Below are 10845 nucleotides of genomic sequence, written 5' to 3'. Positions count from 1 at the left end.
GGCGGGGGGGGGTTTTTTTTTGGGTTGTGGTGGGGGCCACGGTTGGTGGCCACGCTTTCGGCCCAAACCATCCACGCATGGCGTGGATCTACCGATGCCCCCGTTTTAGTGGGTGCCAACCTTGGTTGGCACGCTTTCGGCCCAAGCCATCCATGCATGGCGTGGATCTACCGATGCCCACGCTCTGGTAGGTGCCAACCTTGGTTGGCACGCTTTCCGCGCAAACCATCCACGCATGGCGTGGATCTACCGATGCCCGAGCTTTGGTGGGTGCCAACCTTGGTTGGCACGCTTTCGGCCCAAGCCATCCACGCATGGCGTGGATCTACCGATGCCCACGCTCTGGTGGGTGCCAACCTTGGTTGGCACGCTTTCCGCGCAAACCATCCACGCATGGCGTGGATCTACCGGGCTCGACGGGCGTTGAACCACCACCGCGCCAAGACCGCGTGATTCAAGGGTCTCACCAGCTTCACAAGCGCTCGCGCAGCCTCAGGACGCCAGCTGCACCCGCAGCCCTTGAAATGGAGCGTCCATCCCGATGAGTACCCGATTTGATCCACCCGAGCGTGGCCCGCTCGGCCCCGACGTTGCCACCGTCGTCACCGCACCGGTCGTCCCGCCCGCCAGCGAAAGCGCGGTGTCCTGGGGCGCGATCTTTGTGGGCGCCGTCGCTGCCGCCGCACTGTCCCTCATCCTGCTGATCCTTGGCGTCGGCCTCGGCCTGTCGTCGGTGTCGCCGTGGTCGTTCGAAGGTGTCAGCAAGGAAACCTTCGGCTGGTCCAGCATCGCCTGGCTTACCTTCACCGCGCTGGCCGCCTCGGGCCTGGGTGGCTATCTGGCCGGTCGCCTGCGCACCAAGTGGACGTTGATCCACGGCGATGAAACCTACTTCCGCGACACTGCGCATGGCTTCGTGTCGTGGGCGGTGGCCACGCTGCTCACCGCCGGCCTGCTGACCTCGGCCATCGGTGGCGTGCTGGGTGCAGGCGCCAAGGTTGCCGGTGCCACGGCGGGTGCAGCCGCGTCGACGGCGGGCATGGTCACGGCAGCAGCAGGCACCGCCGCTGCAGGCAATGCGCAGGAAGGCGACCTCAACTACTGGGTCGATTCGCTGTTCCGCAGCGCGGCTCGCCCGGCCCCGGGCGCACCGGAGGCAGGCGCGCCGCCGGTACCGGGCACGCCGCCTGCACCGGGTGCGATGAACGATCCGGCCGCACCGCCGCCGCCGGCCGCACCGAACGCGGGTCCGCGCCCGACCGGGATGACGCCGCCGCCGCGCCCGATGGCGGGTGGCCCTGGTGGCGATCGCCGCGAGGTGCGTGCGGAAGTGAACCGCATCATCGTCAACAGCCTGCAGGGCGATGGCCTGGACCCGGCCGATACCCAGTACCTGTCGCAGCTGATTGCCCGCGAAACCGGCATGAGCGAAGCCGAAGCGCAGGCCCGCGTGACCGACGTGCAGACACGCATGCGCGCGGCGCTGGAGAAGGCCAAGACCACGGCCAAGCAGGCCGCCGACGATGCACGCAAGGCGACGGCGTACGCCGCGCTGTGGCTGTTCATCACCCTGCTGATCGGCGCGTTCTTCGCCAGCCTCAGCGCCACCTGGGGCGGCCGTCGCCGCGACCTGTAATTCCTACTGTTTCAGGAGAACGGATATGAAGATGTTGCTGCTGTGGCTGCTGGGCGTTCCGATCCCGCTGCTGATCCTGTACGCGATCTTCTTCTGATGATTGCGTAACGCATGAATCCTCGGGCCGCCGCAAGGCGGCCTGAGCCATTCTGGATTGAGCGTTTCATGATGTTTGCGCAGAGCAATGAGAAATGTTGCAAAAACAGGATGAGAGATATTGAGTAATTCCCAAACCTTGAGCGGCTTCAAGAATTCTCAACAACGTTCAGCGTTTTAGGAATGCTTGAATGGTTTGTGGGGCAATGGATTCCTAACATTCTCTCCGTCGCCCGCATCCACCTCCGCGGGCGGCGCTTCCCTCCCTTGAAAGGGGAGGGAAGCTTTCACGTTTCCTGTCCGAGAGAGACACGCCCCATGAACGGCATCATCAAGAAAGCCGCGCTCGCTGCAGCGCTGGCCACCGCTTCACTGTCTGCACAGGCAGTCGAAACCCGTATCTCAGTCTATGCCAATGTCGATTCCACACTCGCCTTCCAGCAGGAAGACGGCACTGCTTTGCCGGATGTGATCACCCTCAACTACCACCCCGAAATGACGGGTACTGGCGGCCGCGTCGGCGGGTTGCAGCCCTGGAAGCTGCCCACGCGCATCTTCACCAATGACGAAGACAAGGATATTGAAGTCAGCCTGCGAACTGCGCTGGAGCTGGTGCCGACTCTGGGCAATGTCGGTGCCACGCCGGTGCCGATGACCGTGAGCCTGGACGACGTAGAGCTGACCACGGCAAGCCAGGACTTCAAGGCTGCCGATCTCTTTGATGGCGCAGTTCCGGGTGTGTCCAAGCCGCTGGATCTGAAGATCACGCAGACCACCCCGGGCCCTCTCGCTGCTGGCACGTATAACGGCATGGTCGCCATCGTGATGGCCCAGAAGACCGGCACCCCGTAAGAAGCCCCCGCCGGCCCGTCAGCACGGGCCGGCCTTTCAACGCGATTTCCCCGAATGAATTCTCCCGCACCCGCCGTGACCCGGCTGGCGATGGCGCTCGCCCTGGCGTTGGCGCCAGCGCTGGCCCACGCCCGCAGCGTCCCCGCTGGCTTTGAAGATCTGGTGGAAGGCCAGACCGAGCAGCTGGACGTCAGCCTGTTCGGCCAAGCGGCTGGCCTGTCGCCGGTGCGGGTGACGCTGGATGACGTGCAGCTGCTGGAGCCGCAGCGCGTGGCCCAGGCGCTGGGCCTTTCCGCGGAAGCGCAGGCCGCCTTGCTGCCGGCGCTGTCGCAGCCGATGCCACGCAACAGCCACCTGGCGTGCCGCTTTGGCGGCGCTGCGGCCGGCTGCGGCTACATGGCACCGCCGGAAGATCCTGCGGCGGTGCACGCGCTGTATGACGAAGGCGAAGGCGTGCTGCGCCTGTTCATTGCCCAGCAGTGGATTCCCGGGCAGACACCGGATGCGCATCGCTTCCACAACGTCACCGCCAACGCGGAAAACGCCTGGCTGCACCGGCAGACCTTCAACATCAGCGGCGGGCGCGACTATCAATCGCTGAGCGCGCAGGGTGCGGGCACGCTGGGCCTGTTCAAGCGCGGCCATGTGGCGGGTGAGTGGAACTACAACCGCCAGCACTACCGTCGCAGTGGCAGCCGCGATGACTTCCAGCTGGACAGCGCGTACTACCGCCACGACCTCGGCCAGGAGCACTACCTGCAGGTCGGCCTGATGGACCGGCGCAACCTGTCCAGCACCCAGGGCGGCACCTTTGCGTTCGGCATGCTGCCGCTGGACCGCTTCCGTGGTGTGCGTGCCGGCACCACCTACGCCTATGTGGACGCCGACGGTGCGATGCAGGCCTCGCCGCTCACCGTGCTGCTGGCACGCGATGCGCGCGTGGATGCCTTCGAGGGCGAGCGGCTGCTGCAGACTTTCCATCTGCAGGCCGGCGTCAACCAGCTGGATACCCGCAGTTTCCCGATGGGCAGCTACAGCGTCACCCTGCGCATCTACGAAGACGGCGTGCTGGTGCGCAGCGAGGATGCGCCGTTCGACAAGGGCGGTGACTGGACCGATACGCGACTGCAGTGGTTCGTGCAGGGCGGGCAGCGCGACGAGCGCCGCAGCCGCAGCGGTGACGGCGAGCGCGCGCTGCAGGCAGGTGTCCGCTTTCCACTCGCGCGCGACCTGGCGCTGACCGCAGGCGTGGCCGACATCGCCGGTTTCAGCTACGGCGAACTACGGCTGGACGTGCGCCGCCAGTTCGCGGCCCAGGATCTGCGCGGCGCCTTCAGCGTGCTGCGTGGCAGCGATGGCAGCAGCGGCCAGCAGCATCAACTGTCGTACCGCCGGCGCGCGTCGTGGAATCTGTACCAGCAGCGCATGCGCGGCAATGCCTGCCGCTTCCAGGATGACAGCCGGGACCGCCTGGGCTGCAGCGACTCGCTCAGTGGCTCGATGTCGCTGCCGTTGGCGGGTGGCAGTGCCTACGTGGGCTATACGCGCCGCCAGACCTGGCGCCCGGCACAGTCGTTGCCTGGCTTTGACGAAGATCCCCTTGAGGGCCTGCTGCCGTGGCTGCCGCCGGACCCGTTGCGCCCGCGCCGCGAAGCCCAGCGCAGCCGCACTTGGCAGGCCAGCTACAGCCGTACCGACCGCTGGGGCGAGTTCAGTGTGTCCAGCCGCGCCGGCGTATGGCAGCAGCACAACGACGGCAACACCAACACGCCCTCCAGCCGCGACAGGGGCGTGTTCCTCAGCGTCGCCCTGAGCCGCCTGCAGAACGGCGAGCGCGGCAGCTCGCAGCGCCGCTACGCCGTGGATGCGCGCCAGCCCGAACACCAGCGCCCGGACGTGACCTACAGCGTGGCGCAGAGCCTGCGGCAGGAGGTGGATGCCACCTACCGCGAAGCCAATGCCGAACTGCGCGCCACCAACACTGAACGCTACAGCGCGACCGTGGGCGGCCAGCTGCAGAACCCCTGGGGCCAGACCGGCGTCACCATCGGTGGCTATCGCCAGCCGGGCCGCAGCGAGTTTTCCTACAGCGCCAACCATGCCTCCAGCTTTGCGCTGAGCCGGCGCGGTCTCTACTGGGGCGGTGGAGCCACCGCCGATGCTGGCCTGGCCGTGCAGGTGGACGACACCGACGATTTCGACCTGCGTGGCGTGGCTGCCGAACTGCAGGTGGGGGGCTCGCGCCGCCAGCGTCTGAACCTTGGCGAGCGCCGGCTGATGCCGCTACAGGCCTACCAGTCGCACCGTGCCGACCTGCAGGATGCCAGCACCGTGGATGGCATCGCCTCGGTGCGGGTGAGCGGCGTATCCGGCATGCGCCCACTGTTCCTGTCGCCTGGCCGCCTGGTTCGGATGCCGGTGCCGATCGAGGTGACCTACACCTTCGTCGGCAGTGCGCGGGATGTTGCCGGCCTGCCACTGGGCGGCGCACGCATTCTCAACGCACCGGTCGCCGGCACCAGCGCCAACGGCGGCTTCGTGGCCGACTTTCCGCGCAGGGAAAAGACCCTCTACCTGCTGCAGGACGACCGCCTGCTGCAGTGCCCGTTGCAGGTGCGCGAACGCCGCAGCGTGGTGCTGCTGGTGGGCGCAGTGCAGTGCGAGCCGCTTGCGGTGGCGCAGCTGCCGGCGGAGATCCGCCAGCAGGCACGGGTGACCCGTCTGCTGCAGGAACAGTCCTTGATCGCGGTTGTACCGCAGACCGCTGCTACAGGAGAAACGCCATGAAACGGCGTGTGGTGTTTGTGTGGATGGTAGTGAGTGCGTTGGCTGTGGTGGTTCCGAGAGTGTGGGCGCAACAGCCGCCGCAGACGGACCCGCCGCGTGGGACGTTCGCACAGGATGTGGTGATGAGTTGGGATCGATCCTCGGTTCCAGCTGATATCGAGTTGTGGGCGCCACGCACGCTGCTGGCCTACGACACGGATCTGAGCAAGCGCTATGGCGAGCTGTACATGGTGTGTGCATCGGCGACGGATACGTCGACGGGACGTTGCCCGGTAGTGGACTTGCTCACGCTGCTGGGAAGTCAACGTACTGCAGTATCAACCCAGTTCACGGAACAACGTACGGGGTTGGTAGTCGATATCGATGCATCGGCTTCTTTGTTCAGGGCATTCGCCATACAGGATTGCAGTCTGGACTACTGGAACTTCGAGACGTATGGAATTTCGTCCTCGATAGGCCCAACCTGCGACCGGAACGTCGCAGCGGGCACGGGCAAAGGGCTATTCATTTCGTCGTCAGAACTCCTGAAACTCACCGCGGGACGTTGGTCGGGGACGATCGAGCTTCGCGTGCTCCGTCCCACTGCAGAACACCTCGCCACTTACATTTTCAACTTCGATTTTACGGTTACTGATTACGACGCGGTCTCGATCTACCTGCCGGCGTTCGAGTACGGCAACGCTCACGTCAATCTGGATCTGCGCTACGACCCGATCGCCAGGATGATCGGCGGACGTAAAGACGTCGATATGTGCCTGTACGACGGCGTCGGCTCCAGCAGCGAGTACCTGGGCGTCACCGTGCGCGACGCCGGCCCACACCCATCCGGCGGTGATGGCTTCTCGGTCTGGCATCCGGATACCACCGGTGACGAGAGCGAGCGCGTCGACTTCGACGTGCTGCTCGACTACGCCGGCAACAGGCGGCGCATGCGCAACGGTGTGGAGGAGCAACTGCACGGCGTCGACAGCACCGCACTGCGCCTGGTCAAGCTGCCCAAGCTCGACCAGCCGGTGTACTGCGTGCCCACGCCGTTGACCCTGCTCACGCCGCAATTCCCTTCCAGCAGCAAACGCCAGGGCGTCTATAGCGGCGAACTGAAGGTCGAACTGCGCGTGCCCGCGGTTCGCCCCTGATCTCCTCAAAGGAACCTCCCATGAAAAAGATCGCTCTCTCTCTGCTGCCGTTGGTCCTGCTGGTTGCACTGCCGGCCCAGGCCAACCTGACCATCCATCCCATGCGCACGTCGATTGAAGGCAAGCGCAGCGCGCAGATCCGCGTGTATTCGCAGTCCACCCAGCCGCAATACGTGCAGGCCGCGCTGCGGCGCATCGACAACCCGGCCAGTGAGAACGAGCGCGAAGTTGAGGTGGAGCCACACGAGGCCGCCATCACCATCACTCCGGGCAAGTTCGCGCTGTCGGGAGGTGGCAATCGCCTGATCCGCCTGATCCCTCTGCAGAGCGTGGAAAAGGAAACCGCCTATCGCATCTATTTCGAAGGTGTACGCGGGCCGGAAGAGATCGAACGCGAAGGCGAGGGCGGATCACAGGCCAACGTGGGCGTCAGCCTGGTCTGGGGTGCCCTGGTGAACGTGTTGCCCGCCGATGGCGAGGTGGCGCTGCGCCTGCAGGGCAACACCCTGCACAACATCGGCACGCTGCGCGTTGGCATCACCAGCGTGGCCGAATGCAGCAGTGCCGGCGCCTGCACCGCCCACGATGTCTCCCACAGCTTGTACCCGGATGCCGCGCTGGAACTTCCGTTCCAACCCAAGGCCGGCAGCACCCTGCAGCTGCGCTATCGCCTTACCCGCGACGGCTACCGCGAGCACGTGCAGACCGTGGCCGCGTCGGCCGGCTGAGTCCATTCCCATTCTTTGACCTGCGCACCCGCGCGGGCCGATTTTTCCCTGTGTTGTTAAGGAGCTTCAATGAACCGCATCTATCGACGTATCTGGAATGCCGCCCGGCAGTGCTGGGTGGTGGCCAGTGAGTTCAGTTCGCCGCGCGGCAAGTCGTCCCAGATAACATCCGGCGTGGCGGCTTTGATCGCGCTCCCGACACTTCTCTGTCTGGGGATCGGGGCTCAAGCGAAAGATGCGAACGAATGCTCCGAAGAGCAGGAAGTCTGCGAGGAACAAGCGGAACAGCGCGGTCTGATGCTCGGGAGCATCAGTTCTTCCTCGCCGCTGATGTCTCCGCAGAGTGTTGGGCTATTGGGCGCCTACGACACCGTGTACGGCAGCGGTGCAACGGCCACCGGCGACCGCAACGCCGTATTTGGAAGAATCGCAGAAGCAAATGGAGATGGTGTTGCAATTGGCTACTGGGCAACTGCAAAGCAGGGAAACGCAACCGCTGTCGGCGCGAAGGCGTACGCAAATGCAGCTGGAAGCGTGGCGATCGGCAGTGGCGCGAATACCCGCACCGGTTCCGATGACGCGATTGCGATTGGCCGAGGCGCCTATGCCGGATCCGACGGTGTTCCAGGCGCCTTGGCGATCGGTGCAGGGTCCGATGCGCGTGACGTATCCATAGCTTTGGGCTGGAAAGCCCAGGCAAAATCGGGATTCTCCATGGCGTTGGGTGATGAGGCCAGCGTAACCGGCCAGTCGTCCGTAGCGCTGGGTAGTAGGTCACAGGCTACCGAGAGCAGTGTTGTCTCAGTGGGAAACAGCTGGCTGAAGCGCCGGATCATCAACGTTGCCGACGGCCGAGTAGCCGATGGCAGCAGCGAGGTGGTTACCGGAAATCAGCTGTACAAAGTAAAGGCTGCATCGGATGCTGTTGAGAGCATTGCCAGGGCTGCGCAAAGCACGGCCAATATTGCTCGTGGCGAGGCGTCGTCGGCACAGAGCAAGGCCAATGAAAACGCCCTTCGGCTGAGTGGCGAGTCGGTCTATGTCGGGATCGGTGCTCAGGCGTCGAGTGAGCGCGGCGTAGCACTTGGTGCAAGGACAAGTGCCGGGAAGCAATCGGTGGCGGTAGGTAGTGATGCAAAAGCGCCAGGGCAAGATGCGGTAGCTCTAGGGCTGAGTTCCTACGCCAGCGGGAGTAACGGCACAGCACTGGGTCACCGTAGTCAGGCGACCGAGAACTCGGCGGCCGCCATGGGCTACCTGTCCATGGCAACTGGCAGCTCGTCCGCCGCCGTCGGCTATGGTGCCCGCGCGACGGCTAGTGACTCGTTGGCGCTCGGCGCATTGGCCAATGCGACCCATTCTGGATCAGTGGCATTGGGCGCCGACTCGGCGACCAGCGCAACGGGTCAAGTCTCCGTGGGCAACAGCAGCAAGAACACCACTCGAAAGATCGTAAACGTCTCAAATGGTGCAGTGTCGGCTACCAGTAACGAGGTAGTGACGGGGGCTCAGCTGTACCAGACGAACACGATTGCACAGAATGCCAAAGCCGCTGCAGACACTGCGCTTTCCCAGGTGAAGGCGTCCACCTATCTGCTAGCGCACGGCATTGCCGGCAACGACTCCAATAAGGCAAACGCAATGGGTGTCGGCGCTCTCTCCGCGGGTATCTACACTGAAGCGGCGGGCTCTTCTGCCGTGGCGATCGGTAACTCCGCAAAGGCGTTGGCAGATAACGCGGTGTCCATTGGTGGCGGCACTTTCGCCACGCATGCGGGTTCAGTAGCCTTGGGCTTCGGCTCGGCGACCAGCGCCGAGGGTCAGGTCTCGGTTGGCAACAGCAGCACCAATACCGTGCGGAAGATCGTCAATGTTGCACAGGGCGTTGTTTCTGGTACCAGCAACGAGGCAGTCACGGGCGCGCAGTTGTTCGCCACCGAAAAGACGGCACAGGATGCAGACGCCTCTGCCAAGATCGCGATGACAAACGCGGGCGATGCGTTGTCGAAGGCGGCTGCACTGGAAGGGTTGATTCAGCTTGCGCCCGCCGGTGTGCTGCGGTTGGGGGCGCTGGACGATGGCACTGTCGTGAGCGTTCTGAATCGGTCTGACAAGCAGCGAAAGGTCACAGGGGTTGCCGCGGGTACGCTCAGTCAGCAGAGCAGCGAGGCAGTGACCGGCAGCCAGCTCTATGCAACAAATGTGCGCTTGGAGGCGGCGAGTAACTCAATTGGCGATGCCCTTTCCAAAATAGGTGACCTTGCTGCGCAGTCGAAGTTCGTTGTGGTTGGCGACCTGGGGCCGGGTGTGGCTGCTCATGCAGGTGCCGTTGGTGTGGCGCTGGGAGATTCTGCCGAAGCTTCGCTGCTGTCGGAAGGCGGTGTTGCGCTGGGTAGCTTTGCCAAGGCACGAGGAAGGAATTCTGTAGCACTGGGGCGCGCCTCGCGCGTCGATGAATCTGCCGAGGCCGGGTTTGCTCTGGGAGTGTTCTCCTCCGTGGAAGAAACCGCAGGTGTTGCTTTGGGTTCCAACAGTTCAGTGAGCAAAGGTGCCGAGAACTCAGTAGCGATCGGTGCCGGTTCCGTGGCGGACGAGTCGCGCGCGGTTTCCTTTGGCAATGCTGGTCTTGAGCGTCGGCTTGTCCACATCGCCCGCGGCACCGCCGACCACAACGCCACCACCGTTGGCCAGTTGAACGATAGCCTCGCCACCCTCGGTGGTGGCGCCAAGCTGGACGCCAACGGCAACGTGGCGGCCCCCACCTACAGAGTCCAGAACACCGACCAGCGCACCGTAGGCGGCGCACTGGCCATCCTCGATGGCGCCGTCCTCCGCGCCACCTCCCGCGTAGACGGCATGGAAGGCCAGCTCCGTTCCATCTTCCAGGACACCGCCACCGCCCGTGCCGATGGCTTCAACCAGCTCACCCTCGCCGGTGCGCAGGGCATGGTCATCTCCAACGTGGCCAACGGCTTGATCGCCGCAGGCAGTCGAGAGGCGGTCAACGGTGGCCAGCTGCACGCGGTGCAGCAGCAGCTCAACGGCCGCATCGACGGACTGGAGCAGCGCGTAGACGGCCAGGGCCCGGCGCCGCAGTCGCGTGCCATGGCACTGGCATCCACCGAGCAGGAGGCCGCCGCACCCACGCCGCCCGCCACGCAGGACGACAAGCTCGTCGCCGATACCGGCAACGCACCGAAGTCCTCGCCCGCGCCGCAGCCCAAGGCCGACGCACCGGAATCGCCCAAGCCGCAGGTCGACACCGCCGAGCTGGAGAAGATGCTGGCCCGCGCCAACGACTACAGCGATGGCATCGCCCGCGAAGTGGATGCGCGCTTGAACAAGATGGACAAGCGCTTCAACCGCATGGCGGCGATGAGCAGCGCGCAGACCGCGATGGCGATGAACACCGCCGGCCTGGCTACCTACAACCGCCTCGGTGCGGGCGTGGGCTATGCCGAGGGCGAATCGGCGATGGCGGTGGGTTACCAGCGCGTGTTGAACGACAAGGGCTCGGCCACCTTCAGCCTCAATGGTGCTTTCACCAACAGTGGTGAGCGCAGCATGGGCGTGGGTGTGGGCATCGGCTGGTAAGCCATGGAGCCCCGGC

Annotated in this window: 7 protein-coding genes; 6 read left to right on the top strand and 1 reads right to left on the bottom strand. The window is 64.8% G+C overall.

Features of this window, described 5'->3' with window-relative positions:
• The first annotated feature begins 541 nt into the window (after nt 1-541).
• A complete protein-coding gene (locus tag O0J73_RS11045; RefSeq protein WP_308308709.1) occupies nt 542-1636 on the top strand; it encodes a hypothetical protein in 1095 nt (364 codons plus the stop codon).
• A 3-nt stretch (nt 1637-1639) separates the two neighbouring features.
• On the opposite strand, the gene O0J73_RS11040 is transcribed toward O0J73_RS11045, so the two are convergent.
• Nucleotides 1640-1885, bottom strand: a complete 246-nt coding sequence (locus tag O0J73_RS11040) for a hypothetical protein (RefSeq protein ID WP_308308708.1) — start codon at nt 1883-1885, stop codon at nt 1640-1642.
• A gap of 165 nt (nt 1886-2050) precedes the next feature.
• Here O0J73_RS11040 and O0J73_RS11035 point away from each other — a divergent pair, with 165 nt between their 5' ends.
• From O0J73_RS11035 to O0J73_RS11015, 5 genes are all read left to right on the top strand, one after another.
• Nucleotides 2051-2584, top strand: coding sequence for a CS1 type fimbrial major subunit (locus O0J73_RS11035; protein WP_308308707.1), 534 nt, complete (start codon nt 2051-2053; stop codon nt 2582-2584).
• Nucleotides 2585-2638: 54 nt separating this feature from the next.
• Entirely contained in the window at nt 2639-5371 is a 2733-nt protein-coding gene (locus O0J73_RS11030) for a TcfC E-set like domain-containing protein (protein WP_308308706.1), read from the top strand.
• Complete coding sequence (locus O0J73_RS11025) at nt 5368-6507, top strand: CfaE/CblD family pilus tip adhesin (RefSeq protein ID WP_308308705.1); 1140 nt, start codon at nt 5368-5370, stop codon at nt 6505-6507. The genes O0J73_RS11030 and O0J73_RS11025 overlap by 4 nt, the downstream gene beginning before the upstream one ends.
• Nucleotides 6508-6527: 20 nt before the next feature.
• Nucleotides 6528-7235, top strand: coding sequence for a pilus assembly protein (locus O0J73_RS11020; protein WP_308308704.1), 708 nt, complete (start codon nt 6528-6530; stop codon nt 7233-7235).
• A gap of 69 nt (nt 7236-7304) precedes the next feature.
• Nucleotides 7305-10829, top strand: a complete 3525-nt coding sequence (locus tag O0J73_RS11015) for an ESPR-type extended signal peptide-containing protein (RefSeq protein WP_308308703.1) — start codon at nt 7305-7307, stop codon at nt 10827-10829.
• The last annotated feature ends 16 nt before the right edge of the window (nt 10830-10845 follow it).

Origin of the sequence: Stenotrophomonas sp. Sm6012, from assembly GCF_030985895.1 — a bacterium.
Taxonomy (GTDB): domain Bacteria; phylum Pseudomonadota; class Gammaproteobacteria; order Xanthomonadales; family Xanthomonadaceae; genus Stenotrophomonas; species Stenotrophomonas forensis.
This window is presented reverse-complemented; position numbering and strand designations above follow the sequence as displayed.

Bases quoted from the DNA above. Each gene is read 5' to 3' on its own strand.
- O0J73_RS11045 (WP_308308709.1), top strand. From the start codon at position 542: ATGAGTACCCGATTTGATCCACCCGAGCGTGGCCCGCTCGGCCCCGAC.
- O0J73_RS11035 (WP_308308707.1), top strand. From the start codon at position 2,051: ATGAACGGCATCATCAAGAAAGCCGCGCTCGCTGCAGCGCTGGCCACC.
- O0J73_RS11030 (WP_308308706.1), top strand. From the start codon at position 2,639: ATGAATTCTCCCGCACCCGCCGTGACCCGGCTGGCGATGGCGCTCGCC.
- O0J73_RS11025 (WP_308308705.1), top strand. From the start codon at position 5,368: ATGAAACGGCGTGTGGTGTTTGTGTGGATGGTAGTGAGTGCGTTGGCT.
- O0J73_RS11020 (WP_308308704.1), top strand. From the start codon at position 6,528: ATGAAAAAGATCGCTCTCTCTCTGCTGCCGTTGGTCCTGCTGGTTGCA.
- O0J73_RS11015 (WP_308308703.1), top strand. From the start codon at position 7,305: ATGAACCGCATCTATCGACGTATCTGGAATGCCGCCCGGCAGTGCTGG.